This window comes from Ruegeria sp. BHSC043 (assembly GCF_059612985.1).
Genome location: NZ_JBXWRS010000002.1, coordinates 302,520 through 320,480, shown reverse-complemented (window position 1 = coordinate 320,480; position 17,961 = coordinate 302,520). Strand labels below are relative to the sequence as shown.

The 17,961-nt window shown below is 63.6% G+C and carries 15 protein-coding genes; 5 read left to right on the top strand and 10 right to left on the bottom strand.

Going from position 1 to position 17,961, the window contains the following annotated elements; all coding sequences use genetic code 11:
- Window positions 1–8: 8 nt before the first annotated feature.
- Window positions 9–533: a component of SufBCD complex gene (locus AC2FMM_RS06650; protein WP_496796118.1), complete on the bottom strand. Its 525-nt coding sequence runs from the start codon at window positions 531–533 to the stop codon at window positions 9–11.
- Between the two features lie 119 nt (window positions 534–652).
- On the opposite strand from AC2FMM_RS06650, the gene hemB reads away from it, so the two are divergent.
- The 4 genes from hemB (at window position 653) to AC2FMM_RS06630 (ending at window position 5,494) form a co-directional block, all read left to right on the top strand.
- On the top strand, window positions 653–1,651 hold the full coding sequence (hemB, locus tag AC2FMM_RS06645) for a porphobilinogen synthase (protein ID WP_496796117.1): 999 nt from the start codon (window positions 653–655) through the stop codon (window positions 1,649–1,651).
- Window positions 1,652–1,795: 144 nt separating this feature from the next.
- Window positions 1,796–2,368: a lipid-binding SYLF domain-containing protein gene (locus AC2FMM_RS06640; protein WP_496740619.1), complete on the top strand. Its 573-nt coding sequence runs from the start codon at window positions 1,796–1,798 to the stop codon at window positions 2,366–2,368.
- Window positions 2,369–2,527: 159 nt separating this feature from the next.
- Window positions 2,528–4,990 carry a penicillin acylase family protein gene (locus AC2FMM_RS06635; RefSeq protein WP_496711417.1) on the top strand — a complete coding sequence of 821 codons (2,463 nt, stop codon included), beginning with the start codon at window positions 2,528–2,530 and terminating at the stop codon, window positions 4,988–4,990.
- 108 nt (window positions 4,991–5,098) lie between these two features.
- On the top strand, window positions 5,099–5,494 hold the full coding sequence (locus AC2FMM_RS06630) for an SgcJ/EcaC family oxidoreductase (RefSeq protein ID WP_496711418.1): 396 nt from the start codon (window positions 5,099–5,101) through the stop codon (window positions 5,492–5,494).
- Between the two features lie 3 nt (window positions 5,495–5,497).
- On the opposite strand, the gene hflX is transcribed toward AC2FMM_RS06630, so the two are convergent.
- The 4 genes from hflX to trkA all read right to left on the bottom strand — a co-directional run bounded on the left by hflX (window position 5,498) and on the right by trkA (window position 10,045).
- A complete protein-coding gene (hflX, locus tag AC2FMM_RS06625) occupies window positions 5,498–6,769 on the bottom strand; it encodes a GTPase HflX (protein WP_496796116.1) in 1,272 nt (423 codons plus the stop codon).
- On the bottom strand, window positions 6,769–7,008 hold the full coding sequence (hfq, locus tag AC2FMM_RS06620; RefSeq protein ID WP_005982826.1) for an RNA chaperone Hfq: 240 nt from the start codon (window positions 7,006–7,008) through the stop codon (window positions 6,769–6,771). The genes hflX and hfq overlap by 1 nt, the downstream gene beginning before the upstream one ends.
- A 122-nt stretch (window positions 7,009–7,130) precedes the next feature.
- On the bottom strand, window positions 7,131–8,669 hold the full coding sequence (locus AC2FMM_RS06615) for a TrkH family potassium uptake protein (RefSeq protein WP_496686224.1): 1,539 nt from the start codon (window positions 8,667–8,669) through the stop codon (window positions 7,131–7,133).
- Window positions 8,669–10,045 carry a Trk system potassium transporter TrkA gene (trkA, locus tag AC2FMM_RS06610; RefSeq protein ID WP_496678102.1) on the bottom strand — a complete coding sequence of 459 codons (1,377 nt, stop codon included), beginning with the start codon at window positions 10,043–10,045 and terminating at the stop codon, window positions 8,669–8,671. Before trkA ends, AC2FMM_RS06615 begins: the two co-directional genes overlap by 1 nt.
- A gap of 96 nt (window positions 10,046–10,141) precedes the next feature.
- Here trkA and AC2FMM_RS06605 point away from each other — a divergent pair, with 96 nt between their 5' ends.
- Window positions 10,142–10,609, top strand: coding sequence for a hypothetical protein (locus tag AC2FMM_RS06605; RefSeq protein WP_496678100.1), 468 nt, complete (start codon window positions 10,142–10,144; stop codon window positions 10,607–10,609).
- 63 nt (window positions 10,610–10,672) lie between these two features.
- On the opposite strand, the gene ntrX is transcribed toward AC2FMM_RS06605, so the two are convergent.
- From ntrX to dusB, 5 genes are all read right to left on the bottom strand, one after another.
- Window positions 10,673–12,082, bottom strand: a complete 1,410-nt coding sequence (gene ntrX, locus AC2FMM_RS06600) for a nitrogen assimilation response regulator NtrX (protein ID WP_496796115.1) — start codon at window positions 12,080–12,082, stop codon at window positions 10,673–10,675.
- Window positions 12,079–14,370, bottom strand: coding sequence for a sensor histidine kinase NtrY-like (locus tag AC2FMM_RS06595; protein ID WP_496796114.1), 2,292 nt, complete (start codon window positions 14,368–14,370; stop codon window positions 12,079–12,081). The genes ntrX and AC2FMM_RS06595 overlap by 4 nt, the downstream gene beginning before the upstream one ends.
- Before the next feature lie 96 nt (window positions 14,371–14,466).
- A complete protein-coding gene (locus tag AC2FMM_RS06590) occupies window positions 14,467–15,834 on the bottom strand; it encodes a response regulator (protein ID WP_496796113.1) in 1,368 nt (455 codons plus the stop codon).
- 16 nt (window positions 15,835–15,850) lie between these two features.
- Window positions 15,851–16,930 (bottom strand): two-component system sensor histidine kinase NtrB, encoded by a 1,080-nt coding sequence (locus AC2FMM_RS06585; protein ID WP_496796112.1) that lies wholly within the window; start codon window positions 16,928–16,930, stop codon window positions 15,851–15,853.
- Window positions 16,927–17,943: a tRNA dihydrouridine synthase DusB gene (dusB, locus tag AC2FMM_RS06580; RefSeq protein WP_496796111.1), complete on the bottom strand. Its 1,017-nt coding sequence runs from the start codon at window positions 17,941–17,943 to the stop codon at window positions 16,927–16,929. The genes AC2FMM_RS06585 and dusB overlap by 4 nt, the downstream gene beginning before the upstream one ends.
- Window positions 17,944–17,961 lie beyond the last annotated feature (18 nt).

Here is a 17,961-nt window from a genome sequence, read left to right as displayed (position 1 = left end):
CGAATTTTCTATCCCAGAACGCCGATCGAAAAGTTCTGATACATGCCCCACATCGAAGTGACCAGTATCGCCAGCATACCGATGATCTGGGTTGCCAGCCGGCACCGGTGCAATGCCTTGGATACACCTTCAACCGTTAAGTCCCGCCGCCGCAGGTTCCGGGCCACCCGCAGGCTGTTTGCGCCGACAAGAACCATCGGGAACAACAGCAGAAACACGGCCTGTGCGAACTCGACCTGATAGTAGAATCCCAGCGTGGCCAGCCCGGCGAACAGGAAGCAGCACAATGTCAGAAGAATGACGCCCGAAACTTCGGCCACATAGAGAATTCGATTGGTGTTGATCCGCACGATGTCCAGCAGGTCAGCCTCGGCCTGGCCTCCGACGCGGCGGGCACGCACGACCAGATCGTAGGGAACCCCCAGCACCCAATGGCTGGCCGTCGACCACAGGACCGCAAGCGCAATCCAGTACCACAGATTCGAAAAGCTGCGCATGTCGATGAGCTCGAAGATCGTGGAGTACCAGTCCAAACTCGGTCCTTTTTTCAAAATTCTCAGGCGGTTCTATCGCAACGGCGCGGCCATTGGTACCCTTGAGACCTGCGCGAATTCATGCCACCCAATGCGCGACTGTTCAAGGAGAACGCGCCATGAAACCGACAATCGCTCCCTACCCCCACGGCCGCTTTCGCCGCGCCCGCCAGTCCGAGGCGATCAGGGGCCTGGTGCGCGAAAACACCCTGACCGTTGATGACCTGATCTGGCCGGTCTTCGTGCGCGACGGCGAGGGCATTGAAGAGCCTGTGCCCTCGATGCCCGGCGTGGTACGCCGATCGGTCGACTTGATCGCCGGGGCCGCTGCCGAGGCACAAGCGATGGGCATCCCGGCGATCTGCCTGTTTCCCTACACCGATCCCAGCCTCAAGACGCAGAATTGCGCCGAGGCGTGGAACCCCGACAACCTGTCGAACCGCGCCATCCGCGCGATCAAGCAGGCCGCGCCCGAAATCGCCGTGATGACAGACGTGGCGCTGGACCCTTACAACATCAACGGCCACGACGGATACGTGGTGGACGGCAAGATCGTGAATGACGAAACCGTCGAGGCGCTGGTAAAGATGACGCTGGCCCAGGCCGAGGCCGGAGCCGACATCATCGGCCCGTCTGACATGATGGACGGCCGGGTTGGCGCGATGCGGCAGGCGCTCGAGGCCGCCGGCCATCATGACGTCATGATCCTCAGCTATGCCGCGAAATATGCCAGCGCCTTCTACGGACCTTTCCGTGATGCGGTGGGGGCTTCGGGCGCGCTCACCGGCGACAAGAAGACGTATCAGATGGACCCGGCCAACTCGAACGAGGCGCTGCGCCTGATCCAGCGCGACCTGACTGAGGGCGCCGACATGGTGATGATCAAGCCAGGGATGCCCTATCTGGACATCTGCCGGAGGGTCAAGGACACGTTCGGCGCACCCACCTATGCCTATCAGGTGTCGGGTGAATACGCGATGATCCAGGCCGCAGCGCAGAACGGTTGGATCGACGGCGACAAGGTGATGCTGGAAAGCCTGCTGGCCTTCAAACGCGCGGGTTGCGACGGCATTCTGACCTATTTCGCGCCGCAGGTCGCCAAGCTGCTGCAAGGCTAATCCCACGGGACTCCGCGATTTTTCGCCGATCAGCCGGCCTTGGTCTGCCGGTTTTCCCGTGACACCCCACGCCGTTCGGCGTATTCTTGCACACAAGACCGGGACCACCCGGCTTTTCAGGCACATCGACAGAGAAAAAGAAACATGAGCAGTTCCAACACACCACGACTGAGCCGTCGCGGCTTTGCCTTCGGCATGGCCGGACTGACCCTGACCGCCGCTTGCGGCAACGGCGTCGGCAATTCGAACGCGGCCACGATCGACGCCCGCGTCGATGCCACGCTGAACGAGATGTTCGCCCGGTATCCCAACACGGTCGAAATCGCCAACAAAGCCAACGGTATGCTGGTCATGCCGCTGATCACCGAGGCCGGATTCGTCTTTGGCGGCGGCTATGGTCGCGGCGCGCTGCGCATCAACGGTGCCACGGTCGATTACTACTCGTCCGTCAAGGGAACGGCGGGGCTGCAGATCGGCGCCCAGCAATATGCGCATGTTCTGTTCTTCATGACCCAGGCCGCACTGAACGAGTTCCGCCGCTCGAGCGGTTGGACCGCGGGCGCCGATATCGGCTATGTGATCAGCGACGAGGGCGACCAGCTGTCGGCCGATCTGACCACCCTGCGCAAACCGGTTCTCGCTGCCGTCTTCGGTCAGGCCGGGCTGCAGATCGGCGCCACCGTAGAAGGCGTCAAATACACGCGCATCATCCCGTGATCATCCGAACAGGACCGGGCCCCAACCCTGCCCTCCGCGCGGCGTGACGGCAGGGTTTTTCATTTCCAGCCGGTATTTTCCGGGGGCGGGCTCTTTTGGTCGGCGGCGGCATGATTTAACCTCCGCCGCGATTGGATGGGTTGATTTGGGGCGCTGCTGATGGGTCTGGTCTTTCGCTGGTTGTTGCGGATCGCCTCGGGGCTGGTTGTTCTGGCGGTGGCCGCGATCGGGCTTGTCTATTACCTAGCCAGCCAATCCCTGCCCGACTATGACCAGACGCTGGAGGTCAAGGGCCTTTCGGCACCGGTCGAGATCGTGCGCGACAACGCCAACGTGCCGCACATCCTGGGCCAGTCCGACCCCGACGTCTTTTTCGGCCTTGGCTACGCCCACGCGCAGGACCGGCTGTGGCAGATGACCGTTATGCGCCGCACCGTCCAGGGACGCCTGTCCGAACTGTTCGGCCCGCGCACCGTCCAGATCGACAAGCTGATGCGGCGGCTGGACCTTTACACGCTGGCGCATCGGTCCTTGGAGGTTCAGGACGACTATACCAAGGCTGCCCTGCGCGCCTATGCGGCCGGGGTGAACGCGCGCCTCAACGAGATCAACGACCGCGCCTTGGGTCGTGGCGCGCCCGAAATGTTCCTGTTCGACGCTCCCGTGGCCCCCTGGCAACCCGGCGACAGCATTGCCCTGATCAAGCTCATGGCGGTGCAATTGTCCGGCCACCTGGCCGACGAGGTGCTTCGCGCGCGCGTATCGCTGATGTTGAACGATCCCGCGCGTCTGGCCGATATCCTGCCCGACGTGCCCGGTGACGGTATCGCCGCGCTGCCGGAATATTCCGCGCTTTTTCCCGGCATGCCACGCTATGCCCAAGGGACAGACATGCCGGATTCACCACTGTCACCCTTTCCCGAACGCGGTTTGGCGGGGGCGTCGAATGCCTGGTCTGCTGCGCCGTCTCGCTCGGCCAGCGGCGGCACCCTGTTGGCCAACGATCCGCATCTGGGCCTGACCGCGCCGGGGATCTGGTATCTGGCGCGGCTGGAACTGGCCAAGGGCGGCGTCATCGGCGCAACCATCCCCGGCATTCCGGCGGTTATGTCCGGACGCAGCGACCGGTTGGGATGGGGGCTGACCTCGTCCTACCTCGACGATCAGGACGTGCATATCGAAAAGATCAACCCCGACAACCCCGAGGAATACCTGACGCCCGACGGCTACAAACGCTTCAAGACGCGCCCCTCGATCATCGAAATCAAGGGCGCGCCACCGATCACCCTGACTCTGCGCTGGACCGAGAACGGCCCCGTCTTGCCCGGCACGCATTACAACCTAGAAACCATCACGCCGCCGGGCCATGTGGCTTCGCTGTCCTGGACGGCGCTCAGCCCGCGCGACACCTCGATTAGCGCCTCGATGGCCCTAATGAACGCGGACAGCGTTGGCGAAGCCATCGACGCGGCCGAGAAGTACATCGCGCCGTCCCAGAACCTGTCGGTGGTCGACAAGACGACCGTCGGCATGAAACTCATCGGCGCAATGCCAAGCCGCGACCTTAACAACCAGAGCCTCGGGCGCATCCCGACCCCGGGCTGGATCGCGGCAAACCGCTGGCAGGGCCGTCTGCCCTATTCCGACAACCCCGAATTTGTGGCGCCGACCGGCGGCGTTCTGGGCAACACCAACAACAAGATCATCGACCGGCCCTTCCCCTTGCATGTGTCCTATGAGTGGGGCGATACGCAGCGAGTCCACCGCTGGGAATACCTGATGCAATCGCGCGAGGTGCACACCCGCGACAGCTTCATCGAGGCGCAACTGGACACGGTCAGCTTTACCGCGCGGTCACTGCTGCCGTTGATCGGTGCCGACCTGTGGTTTACCGGCGAGGCCGCGCCTGAAGGCACCCCCGAACGCCAGCGCCAGATTGCCTTGACCCTGCTAGCCGAATGGAACGGTGAAATGAACGAGCACCTGCCCGAGCCGCTGATCTATGCGGCCTGGGTCCGCGCGCTGCAAAACCGCCTAATCGCCGATGACCTCGGGCCACTGGCCAAGGAATTCAAGCATGTCGAGCCCTTGTTCATCGAACGCGTCTTCCGCGACATCGACGGGGCCTCGGCCTGGTGCGACGTCCGGCAGAGCGCACCGGTGGAAACCTGCACCGACATGGCCCGGCTGGCCTTGGACGACGCGCTGGTCTGGATTTCCGAGCGCTATGGCAGCCAACTGGAATCCCTGCGCTGGGGCGATGCCCACCAAGCCACCCATGACCACCCGGTGCTGGGCGAGGTTCCGGTGCTGCGCTATTTCGTTAACATCCGCCAATCGACCAGCGGCGGCGACAACACCCTGCTGCGCGGGCGCACCTCGGGCGAAGGGCCGGATCCGTTCCAGAACGTGCACGGCGCCGGCTATCGCGGGGTCTATGACTTTGCCGACCCCGACAACTCGGTCTTCATCACGGCCACAGGGCAATCGGGCCACTTCCTGTCGCGCTACTATGACGATCAAGCGCAACTGTGGCGCCGGGGTGAGTACATTCCCATGTCGCTGGACCTGGATCTGGCCCGCGCCGCCGCCGTCGGGACCACCCACCTGATGCCGCAATAGGCGAGGTTTCGGCGGACCCCCGCCCCTTTTTTGCCGCCCCGTGGACGTGGCCCCGTGGGTTGGCCTACCATTCCGGAGCGCCCAGACCGTAGCGCGAGGGGGAAAATAATGGCCAGTTTGCGCGATACCCTGAACAATCTTGCCCGCGACTATGCCATCGCCTGGAGCTCGGGTGACGCCGATGCCGTAGCCGAATTCTTTACGTCGGATGGGCAGATCACGATCAATCGCGGCGACCCCATCGTCGGGCGCGCGGCCATAGCGGACATGGCGCGCGGTTTTCATACCGACTTTCCCGATCTTGAGGTGCGCTGCGATATGCTGCGATGGGCCGGTTGCCACGCCATTTTCGTCTGGACCCTTGAAGGGCATCATGCCCAGACCGGCAATGCAGTCATCACACGCGGCTGGGAAGAATGGGAGCTGGATGCAGATTACAAAATCCAGTCGTCGTCGGACTGGTTCGATGCCGACGACCATCAGCGCCAGATCAACGGGGCCTGAGCGTCAGAGGCCCGCGAACTGGTTGGCCTGCTTGTCGGTCCACAGAACGGTGATCTCGAACCCGTTCTCAGTCTGTTTTTCGCCGCGCACCACGTCCTGCCGGAACAGCCAGGCACGCTTGTTGCCATCGGCAAACCCCAGTTTCAGAACCTCTTCCCGGCGCACGCCCTGCAGGATCGTGGCAATCTCGGTCAGCAGCGGGTCGATCCCCTCGCCGGTCACGGCCGAGATCGGGAACACTGCGGGATCGCGCCCGGCCCGCGCTTGCACGGCTTGCCGGTCTTCGTCGGACAGCAGGTCGATCTTATTCCAGACTTCAAGCTGAGGGCGGGTATCGTCCACACCCAGCGAGGCCATGATCGTGCGCACATCCTCGGCCTGCTCCTCGGTCTCGGCATGACTGATGTCGCGCACATGCACGATCAGGTCGGCGGCCAGAACCTCCTCGAGCGTGGCGCGGAAGGCCGCGACCAGTTCGGTCGGCAGGTTCGAGATGAATCCCACCGTGTCCGACAAGATCACCTCGGGCCCGTCGGGCAGTTCGATCCGGCGCATGGTCGGGTCCAGCGTGGCAAACAGCATGTCCTTGGCCATGACTTCGGCCCCGGTCAGGCGGTTGAACAGCGTGGATTTGCCCGCGTTGGTGTAGCCGACCAGCGCCACGATCGGATAGGGAACCTTGGCCCGCGCGGCCCGGTGAAGCGTCCGTGTCTTCACGACCTTCTGCAACTGACGGCGCAAGCGCACCAATTGATCGTCGATCGCACGACGGTCGGCCTCGATCTGGGTTTCCCCCGGTCCGCCGACAAAGCCCAGCCCACCGCGCTGACGTTCCAGGTGGGTCCAGGCCCGCACCAGTCGCGTGCGCTGATAGCTGAGCGCGGCCATCTCGACCTGCAACACGCCCTCACGCGTGCGGGCGCGGTCCGAGAAGATCTCAAGGATCAACCCCGTTCGGTCGAGAATCTTGACCTTCCAAGCCTTCTCCAGATTGCGCTGCTGAACCGGCGTGACCGGCCCGTCGATCAGGACCAGCTCGATTTCGTTTTCAGCAAAACGCGCGCCCAGTTCCTCGATCTTGCCGCTGCCGAACAGCAGGCCGGGCTGCGCCCGCGGCAGGCGAACGATCTCGGACCCGATCACATCCAGATCGGGCAAAGCGGCAGCCAGTGCCACCGCCTCTTCCAGCGCCGGAACGGGATCACGGCGCTGGTCATCTGACTTGATATCGGGATGCAGCACCCAAGCCCGGGTGCGCCTCCGGTCATGTTCCATCAAGAGGCGTCTTCGCCCTCATACAGGTTGATCGGCTGTGAGGGCATGATGGTCGAGATCGCGTGCTTGTAGACAAGCTGCGACTGTCCGTCGCGGCGAAGCAGCACGCAGAAATTGTCGAACCAGGTGATGACACCCTGCAATTTCACGCCGTTGATCAGGAAAATCGTAACGGGAACCTTTGCTTTCCGTACATTGTTCAGGAAGGCATCCTGAAGATTCTGTCTGTCCGAAGCCATATTTTGTTATCTCGCCGTTGTTCTTGCTTACGCGCTGCGGACCAACGCGCTCCCTCCGCGCGAGTATGGAGTGACACGAACAGATATTCCAGATGAAAAATCAGGCAGTAACCCGAAGCGCTTCAATCGCGCCACAGGCTGGGCGTGATCAGCGCGATGATCGCCAGCGTTTCCAGCCGCCCGATCACCATCGCGGCACACAGTGACAGTTTGGCCCCCGCCGACAGATCGATCAGCCGCAACGGCACGTCCGTTGCCAGTTCGATCAGCGGGCCCGTCGTGCTCAGCGCGGCGACACTCAGAACCATGGCCTGCTCGAAGCCCACCCCTTCAGCGGCCAGCAGAACGTCGAAGACCGCCAGCGCCAAGGCAAAGATCATCAGGAAGATCCACGCGATGTAAGCGCCCTGGCTTTGGATGCGGCGATTGCCCGCCCCCGCGCCGCTGACCGAAGACGGATGGATCAGGCGGTCCAACTCGCGCGCGCCGTTCAGATACAGCGCATAGACCCGCAACAGCTTGACCCCGCCCGCAGTCGTGGCCACACCGCCACCGATCAGCGCCAGCCCCATCAAAACCAGCCCCGGCGTCCCCAGGCCCGACAACTGCTGTGCATCGTTCCAATAGGAACTTTCGAACCCGGCGGTCGTCAGGAAGGACAGCACCGTGAACAGCATGCCCCAGATCACGTTCAAAACCTGCAACCCGGTGGCCTGGCCTCCTATCTCGGCCATGCCGGCCAAGGCCCGGAACACCAGCAAGGCCGCGACCGCAACCACGATCAGCAGGCCAATGCGGAACTCGGGGTCCTTGTCGAGACGGCTATGACCGGAAACCGCCGTATCGGTCGAAAAGGTCAACCGCGACAGAGCGAAAAACAGAAACAGGAACAGGATGGCCTCGCCCGTGATCCCCGCGGTTGATCCTTCCAGGCCACCAACGGGTGAAATCCCCGACGTCGCCATGATTGACATCGCATGGCAAATCGCCGTCAGACCCTGTTCGTCCGCGATCAGCAGCAGGATCCAAATCACGGCCGTCAGCCCCGCATAAACCGGTGTCAGGGTCCGAGCCACGCGAAACAGCCGGCCGCGGGGATCGGCCAGTTCGCTCTGCGCCACGCCCGAGACCGGCCGCCCCGGTTCACCGCGTGCGGTGATCTCGAACCCGCCCAGAGACAGAGGTGCAAGGATGGCCGCCGCAGAGACCCACATCAGCAGCCCGCCCATCCAGCCGACCAGCGCACGCCACAGATGCACCGGGGCCGACAGGCGGCCGGGATCACTGAAAAGATCGGCTCCGGTGGTCGTCACGGCACTGACCATGTCGAAATAGGCATTCAGAAAGCGCGTGTTCCCCAGCGCGTCATGCATCGGCACCGCCAGAAAGACCGGCAGCACGGTCAGCGTGGCCAACAGCACCGCCAGTTGGCCCAACGTGCCCCTGCGCGGCCGCCGATTGGACAGGGCCAATCCGATGATCGACACCAGAAACACCCCGATCAGGCCGGAATAGAAAAAGGACTGAGACGTATGATGGTCGTTCAGTGCCAACGCATAGATCGCCGGAATCCACATCGCCAGCGACGCGACACCCCAGATCAGCAGGAACAGGGGCAAGCGTTGAAAAACGCCGATCCGTCCGGTGCGCGCGACGGCCATCAGAAGAAATCGATCGACACCTGCAACAGGCGTTCGACCTCGGGTACGTCACTGGCCATGGCAAAAATCGCAAGCACATCCTTTTCCTCGATCCGCAGAGCGCCGGACGGCCGCAGCACCTCGTCGCCGCGGCGCAATGCGCCGACCAGTACACCTTCGGGGAAAGCGATGTCGCGCAGTTTCTGCCCGGCAAGCGGCGAGGTCGACAGGACCTCGGCCTCAATCACCTCGGCCTCGGCGTCGCCGATCGAATAGACCTGCCGCACGCGGCCGTGCCGGATGTGGCGCAGGATCGAACTGACCGTGGTTGCGCGCGGGTTGATATAGGCGTCGATCCCCAACGGGCCGGTCAAGGCCGCCATGCTGGGATCGTTGATCAGCGCAATCGCCAGCGGACAACCCTCGGCCTTGGCTCGCACCGCCGACAACATGTTGGTCCGGTCGTCATCGGTGACGGCCAGCATGGCGTCGGCCCGCTCGATCCCGGCCTCGCGCAGCAACGCGGCATCCAGACCGTCGCCATTCAGAACGATCGTGCGCTCCAACGCCTCGGCGGCCTTCTCGGCGCAGCGCCGATCGCGCTCGATCACCTTGGCCCGGATCCGACCCTCGCGCTCTTCCAGCGTGCGCGCAACCTCGAGCCCGACATTGCCGCCACCGACGATGACCACGCGGTCCTGCTTTTTCTGCGTTTTTCCGAAGACCTCCATCGTGCGGTCGACGTCCTTGACGTGGGTAAAGACGTAGCATTCGTCGCCCACGAACAGCTGATCTTCGGATTCCGGCGCAAACAGCGTGCCGTCGCGCCGCACCCCCACCACAATCGCGCTGAGAGTCGAGAACAGATCGGTCAACTGACGCAAAGGGGTGTTCACGATGGGGCAGTCTTCATCCAGCCGGATGCCCAGCAGTTGCGCCATGCCGTCCATGAACAGCTCGGTGTCGAAGGCTGCCGGCGCCGACAGGCGCCGCATGGCCGCGGCGGCCACTTCGCGCTCGGGGCTGATCACCACGTCGATGGGCAGATGGTCGCGCCGGTACAGATCGCGGTGAATCGCTTCGAGATAGGATTTCGCACGCAGCCGCGCAATCTTGCGCTGGATCGAGAACACCGAATGCGCCATCTGGCAGGTGACCATGTTCACCTCGTCCGAATGGGTGGCGGCGATGATCATGTCGGCGTCCCGCGCCCCGGCCTGCTCGAGTATGTCGGGATAGCTGGCGAAGCCCGAAACACCCTGCACGTCCAGCGTCTCGATCGCCCGGCGCACCAAATCCGGGTTGTTGTCCACGACGGTTACGTCGTTCAATTCGCCCGACAGGTGCCGCGCGATCTGCCAGCCGACCTGGCCGGCGCCGCAAATGATGACCTTCATTCCCTTGGCCCTTCTGCCTGAGCGTTTTGAATGACAGATGCCCCGAATACGGTCAATTGAATTGTCATGACCTTATCCGTGATGCAAGATCGAGGCATGAAGACCGTCTTGCTCAGCTGTCTGATCCTGCTTGCCGTGGCCGCCTGCGGTCCCCTGTCGATGTATTATCGCGAAGGCGCGAGCGTGACGCGTATGCAGGCCGATACCACCGAATGCCAGGTCGCGGCGCTGAACAAGGTGCCCGTGGCCAACCAGGTGCGTCAATCTCCGCCGGTCTACTGGCCGGGCCAGACCTATTGCGATGGCCGCGGACGTTGCTATCGCTCGGCCGGCTGGTGGGAGCCGGGGCGGGTCTACACCGTGGATGCAAACAAGGGCCTACGCGACACGGTCGAGGCGCAATGCATGGCGCGCAACGGATACCGGCCGGTCAGCCTGCCGCCCTGCAAGCAGAGCCAGAAACGCGGAGTTGCACCCCAGCGGACTACAACCCTGCCACCGCTGACCGGCAGCGCCTGCTATGTCAAATTCGACGACGGATCCTTCCAGATCATCACGCCCTGACAGGGACGACACCGGTTCGCGCATGCGCCGCAGGGGCATTCACCCCCGCAGGCAAGCCGCCCGTCACTCGGCCGGTTCGGGTTCATCCACCCGTGCCACCCGGGCGCCGGATTTGCTTGAGGTGACCACACCCAGCGACTTCAGCTTGCGGTGCAGCGCGCTGCGCTCCATCCCCACAAAGCTGGCCGTGCGGCTGATATTGCCGCCGAACCGGTTGATCTGGGTCAGCAGGTATTCACGTTCGAACGCCTCGCGCGCCTCGCGCAGGGGCAAGGTTGCCAGCGCGCCCGACAGCACCACGCGGCCCGGCTCTTCGCTCTTGTCTTCGTCGCTGGGCAGTTCGCGCGCCTCGATGGGACCGCTGCCATCACCTAGGATCAACACTCGCTCGACCAGGTTTTTCAGCTGTCGCACGTTTCCGGGCCAGCTCATGGTCTGCAGCAGCGCCACGGCCTCGTCCGACAACTCGCGAACGGGCAGGCCCTGGGTCTCGTTGCAGATCTGGATGAAATGACGGGCCAGAACCGGGATATCCTCCCGCCGATCTTCCAGCGACGGCACCGCGATCGGAACCACGTTCAGACGGTGGTACAGCTCTTCGCGGAACCGCTCGGCCGCGATCTCGGCCTCGAGGTCGCGGTTGGTCGACGAGATCACCCGAAGATCGACCCGCACCTTGTCGCTGCCGCCGACGCGCTGGAACTGCTGATCCACCAGCACCCGCAGAATCTTGGACTGCGTGCCCAAAGGCATGTCGGCGACTTCGTCGAAATAGATCACACCGCCATGCGCCTGTTCGAGAAGACCGGATTCGATGCCGCGTTCCGGCGACTCGCGGCCGAACAGAACCTCTTCCACGCGCTCGGGTTCGATCCCGGCACAATTCACGGTCACGAAAGGGGCGTTAGCGCGATTGGAATGAGCGTGGATGTAGCGCGCGGCGATCTCCTTGCCCGACCCGGCCGGGCCGCGCAGCATCACCCGACCGTTCGACTTGATCACCTTGTCCAACTGGGCCACCATGGCGCGGAACGCGGCCGAACTGCCGATCATCTCGGAACTGCTGACCTCATTGCGCTTGAGCGAGGCGTTCTCGCGGCGCAGGCGCGAGGTCTCCATGGCACGGCGGATAACCACCATCAACTGGTCGATGTTGAAGGGCTTTTCGATGAAGTCATAAGCGCCCTGCTTGATCGCGGCGACGGCGATTTCGATGTTGCCGTGCCCCGAGATGATAACCACCGGAATGTCGGGATTGTCGCGCCTGACCGCCTTCAGGATGTCGATGCCGTCCATCCGGCTGTCCTTGAGCCAGATATCCAGGATCAACAACCCCGGCGGCTCGGCGTTGATTGCGTTCATGCATTCGTCCGAGTTTGCGGCCAGCCGGGTGGTGTATCCTTCGTCCTCCAGAATGTCGGACACAAGTTCGCGAATATCGCGTTCGTCATCTACGATCAGAATGTCGCTCATCTTTGGCCTGCTTTCACTGAGTTGGTTATTATTGCCTGTTTCTGCGGCGCTGCGCCTGGGACCGCGTCGGTCAACGGCAAGCGGATCACGGCCATCGCGCCAAAATGGTCCTGTCCGGCGAACACGGGGGCATCCTCGAGGGTCAGCGAACCGCCGTGTTCTTCAATGATCTTTTTGACGATGGGCAGGCCCAAACCCGTCCCCTCGTCGCGGGTGGTCACATAGGGTTCGAAAAGCTTGGCCCGATCCTCGGGCAGACCGATCCCGTTGTCCGCGATGGTGATCTGAACCCCGTCATCAACCGTTAGCACCACGACTTGGATCTGCGGCACCAAGTTCTCGGGGGCCCCTTTTTCTTTCAGTGTTTCAATCGCTTCGCCGGCATTCTTGATCAAATTCGTCAAGGCCTGGCTCAGCATGGTCGCATCGACGTCGGCCAGCACCGGCTGATCCGGCAGATCGGCCGTGATCTCGACATCCGGCTGCCCGGCCTGTTGCAGCAAGACCGCCTCGCTGACCAGGTTGACGACATCCTCCTGGCGCCGGTCCGGTTCGGGCATCCGCGCGAATTTCGAGAACTCGTCCACGATCCGGCGCAGGTCGTTGGTCTGGCGCACGATCACGTCGGTCATGGATTCCAGCGTGGCGCTGTCCTCGGGCTCCAGCTTGCGGGCAAACTTGCGTTTGATGCGCTCGGCACTCAGCTGGATTGGGGTCAGCGGGTTCTTGATCTCATGCGCGATCCGACGGGCCACGTCGCCCCAGGCCGCCATCCGCTGAGCGCTGACCAGGTCAGTCACGTCGTCGAACGCAACCACATACCCTTCAAGGCGGCCATCCTCGCCCCGGCGCGTGGCCATGCGCACCAACAGGTTCTCCAACCGCCCCTTGCGGATCACTTTGACCTCGCCCTGAACGGCCTCCTGCGCGCCTTCCTTCAATTTCTCGAACAATGGCAGAAATTCAGGCACGGCAATGCCGATCGGCGGATGCTGGTCGCTGCCGGACCAGTCCAGCAGCCGTTCGGCCGACCGGTTCACGAATGTAACCCGCCCGTCTGAATCGACTCCGACGACACCCGACGTGACCGAGCTGAGTACCGAATCGAACAACCGCCGTCGGCTTTCGATCTGGCGGGTGTTTTCCAGCAACGTGTCGCGCTGCGCCTTCAACTGCCGGGTCATCTGGTTGAAATAGCGGCCCAGCATGGAAATCTCGTCATCGCTGGACTCTTCGATGACCTGCACGTCCAGATCACCGGCCCCGACCCGTTGCGCGGCGGTGGTCAGCCGCCCGACAGGCCGCGACAGACGTTCGGCAAACCACATGCCCAGCGACACCGCCGCCAAGATCAGGATCAGCGCAAAGCCCAGATACAGCAAGCCAAACTCGAACAGAACCCGGCCCCGCTCGCGTTCGAGCTGTTGGTAGAACTGGGCGGTTTCCTTGGTGTCGTCCAGCAGCGTCAACAACCGCCCGTCGACCGCGCGGCTAACATACAGGTACCGGTCGGGGAAGGCCTCCAACGGGACCAGCGCGCGGAACTCATTGTTGGGCCAGTCGGCGATGACCAGATGGCCCTGTGCGCGCGCCTGGTCGAACTGCTGCGGAGTCGGTCGTTCATAATTGAACAGATAGGACCGGTCGCCCCGAGCCCGGATCTCGCCGCTGCCGTCGATGACATAAGCTTCGCGTAGGCCGCGTTGGATCTGGGCCTGCCCCTGCGCCAATACCTCGCGCAATTCGCCATCCGAGATGAAGAAGTCCAGCGACCGCGCATTGTCCAGAAACCGGGCCAGCACAAGCGCATCCTGCGTCAGGCCCTGTCGGTGCTCCTGCTCATAGGCTTCGGCCGCCGCCAGCGACGAGCCCACCACCTGCCGCACCCGGTCCGAGAACCAGCCCTCGAGCCCGATATTCACCGTCAAGCCGGCAAAGATCGCCACGATCACCGTAGGCACCAGCGCAAGCAGCGTGAAGGCGCCGATAAGCCGCAGGTGCAGGCGGGACCCCGCCGATTTCGCACGCCGAGCGGCGACCAAGCGGCCCAACTGGCTGAGCACCAGGGCCGCCACGACAAGAACGTACACCAGATCTGCCAGAAGGATCAGCCGCAGCGACGGAGCGGTCGCGCCCAGATCGAACGGCCCGATCACCAGATAGGTCGCCAAGGCCAGGGCCGGCCCCAGAACCACCAAGCCCAACGTGCCGAAATTGCGCAACTTTCGGGACTTCCGCCACCGATCTAGGACAATCATCGGCCGGTTCTGTGCCCGGGTTGCCACCATCTGCCCTCATCCTGATGTGCCGCTTGCGCGACTTACCGCCATATGTCGTGGTCCTTGCCGGGCGCATGCCCGGATGCCACGGTTTGTGTGGCGATATTACATCAGTTTACGGCGACGTGTCACCTGAATATCGAGATCGGTGATTTTTTTGCGCAGCGTATTCCGGTTGATCCCCAAAAGATCGGCGCATTTCGCCTGGTTTCCGCCCGTTGCCTCCAGCGCGATTTCGATCAGCGGCGCCTCGACCTCGCGCAGGATGCGCTGGTACAGGCCCGGCGGCGGAAGCATGTTCCCGTGCAGGTCGAAATACCGCCGCAGATGGCGCGCGACCGACGACGACAGCTTTTCGCGCTCTCCCCCGCCCAACAGAGGCTCGGCCTCGGGCTGGCTGCCCAGAACCGCCTCGACCTCGGCCTTGGTGATCTCGTCAGACCGGCTGGTCAGGCTCAGCCGTCGGATGGCGTTTTCCAGCTGTCGCACGTTGCCCGGCCAGGAATAGCGGCGCACCAGTTCGACCGCCTCGGGCCCAAGCCAGCGTTTCACACCGGTGTCTCGCTCGTCCCGAGCCAGAAAATGCTCGGCCAGCAGCGGGATGTCGTCGACGCGCTCGCGCAGGGCGGGCACTTGGATCGTGGCCCCGCACAGGCGGTAATACAAGTCCTGCCGGATCTGGCCGCGTTCCATCGCCTCAGTCAGGTCGGTCTGGCTGGTGGCCATGAAACGCGGAACGTGATCGCCGGGCGTATCCATCATCCGCACGATACGGGCTTGGATCTCGTCGTCCAGATCGCCGATCTCGTCGAACAGAAGGGTCCCGCCGCGCACCCGCGCCATGACGCGCGCCGGGCCTTCAAGGTCGATCAGATCCGCGGCGGCAGCCGTTACAAAGGGCAGCGTGCGCCGGTCCGAGAAATCGTGAATAGCCCGCGCGATCAACGATTTGCCGGTGCCGCTCTCGCCCGAGATCAGCACCGACAGATCCGTATTCATCACCCGCGCGACCAGACGGTACAGCGCCTGCATCGCCGGGGTACGACCGACCAGCGGCAGATCGTCGGGGCGCTCTTCGCTCGGCGTATCCGGCTCGGACCGTGCGCGCTGCTTGCGCTCGAGCGCGCGGGCGGTGCGCTTCATCAGGTCCGGCAGGTCGAACGGCTTGGGCAGATAGTCATAGGCATCCGCCTCGGCCGCCTGGATCGCCGTCATGATCGTGTTCTGAGCCGAGATCACGATCACCGGCAGACCCGGCCGGTCCTGCGCGATCTTGGGCAGCATTTCCAGCCCGTTGCCATCAGGCATGACCACATCCGAGATCACCACGTCGCCCTTGCCCTCGCCGACCCAACGCATCAGCGTTGTCAGGGACGAGGTCGCATGCACCTTGCAGCCCGCCCGCGTCAGGGCCTGGGTCAGAACCGTCCGGATCGTTCTGTCATCATCTGCAACCAGTACCGTGCCATCCATCTGGTGTTCTCCTTGATTATTCTTTGTCCTGCCCTGCCTCGCGCGGCGCGCGGCGCAGCGACAGCCGGAAGACCGTCCGCCCCGGCACCGACTCGGCCGTGATCCAACCGTCGTGGTCGGACACGATCTTGCTGACCAGCGCCAAACCCAGCCCGGTCCCGTTTTCCTTGCCGGATACGAACGGGTCGAAAATGTCGCTGCGGATGTCCTCGGGCAGGCCCGGGCCATTATCGATGATCTCGATCTGCAGCGGCAGCGAGTGGCCCGACCCATCACTGCGCCGCAGACGGAAGGAATGTTCGAAATAAGTGTGCAGGCGGATCGTCCCGCCCTCGGGACCGGCCGCCTCGGACGCGTTCTTGAGCAGGTTCAGAACCACCTGCAGCAACTGATCCGGGTCACCATAAGCCAGTGGCAAGGAGGGGTCGTAATCCTCGATGATGGTCATGTCGGCTCCAAAGCCCAGCAGCGCCGAGCGGCGCGCGCGGTCCAGAACATCGTGGATGTTGACCGGCTTGAAGTCGGGGCGCGAGAGGTTTCCGAACTGCTCGACCTGTTCGAGGAGCTTCACGATCCGGCGGCTTTCGGCCACGATAAGATCTGTAAGTTCAAGGTCTTGTGGGCCGATATTCATGCTCAACAACTGCGCAGCACCGGTGATCCCGGCCAGCGGGTTCTTGATTTCGTGGGCCAGCATCTCGGCCATGCCGATCGCCGACTGCGCCGCCGATTTGACCGTGTTGCCGCGGGTCATGCGGCTGGCCAGTTCGCGCGGCGAGACGATCATGATCATGGACCCCGGATGCCCCAGCAACGGCGCGATCTGCAACGCGCATTGCAGCGGCGCGCGATTGCCCGAACCCACGTCCACATCATTCACGAACAGCGGCGTGCCCTGCTGGCGGGCGCGCGTGAAAGCCTCTTCCAACGGCGCGTCCACGGCGATCTGGTCCCAGACCGGATGCCCGACCACCGATTTGCGTGAGGCGTTCAGAAACCCCTCACCCGAGGAATTGATATCGGCGATGCGATCAGCGGGGTCGATAATGAAGGCCGGAACCGGCAGAGAAGCCCAGATGACCTGATCCGAAATCATGCTGCCACCTCGGCATTTTCCGTCAACGCGTTGCCGATCAGCCGCAGAACCTCGGCAGGATCGCGCGAGGTCAGGACCGCGCGGCGCAGCGACGCCGGCGTTCTGGCCTCGTCCATGTACCAGCCCAGATGCTTGCGCGCGACGCGCAGCCCCAGATCGGCGCCATAGAACCCCAGCATCGCCTCGTAATGCGCCCGCACCATGTCGGCCAGATCGTCACCTTCGGGAACCTCTGGCGCCGGTGTCTCCCACAGCTCGTGCGCGATCTGCGCAAGCAGCCACGGTTTGCCCTGCGCTCCACGGCCGACCATGACGCCATCCGCACCCGACCGCTCCAGCGCTGTCTGCGCACGTCTGGGGCTGGTGATGTCGCCATTGGCCACAACCGGAATGCTGACAGACTCTTTGACCGCGCGGATCGCGGCCCAATCCGCCTCGCCCTTGTAGAACTGACAGCGCGTGCGCCCGTGGATCGTCACCATCTGAACGCCGGCCTCCTGCGCCCGCCGCGCCACGTCCGGCGCGTTCAGCAGCGTGTCGTCCCACCCCAGCCGGGTCTTGAGAGTCACCGGAACGTCCACCGCGCCCACGACCGCCTCGATAAGGGTCAGGGCGTGGTCGGGCGTCTTCAGCAGGGCCGAGCCGGAATAGCCGTTCGTCACCTTCTTGGCCGGGCAGCCCATGTTGATGTCGATCACCCGCGCGCCCCGATCGGCGACCTGCCGCGCGGCCTCGGCCATCCAATAGGCGTCGCGCCCGGCCAGCTGTACGGCAGTGTTTTCCACATCAGCCGACAGCTCGGCCCGTTCGCGCACGCCCGGCTTGGCCTGCACCATCTCCTGGCTGGCGACCATCTCGCTGACCACCATCCCGGCGCCGAACCGCATGACGAGGTCGCGAAAGGGCCGGTCGGTGATTCCGGCCATCGGCGCCAGCAGAACCGGCGGGGTCACAATTTTCTCGGCAATGCGCAGCGTCAACGTGCCTAATCCTTGAGCATTCGCGGTTTTCATATCGAATTCGGCGCGTAT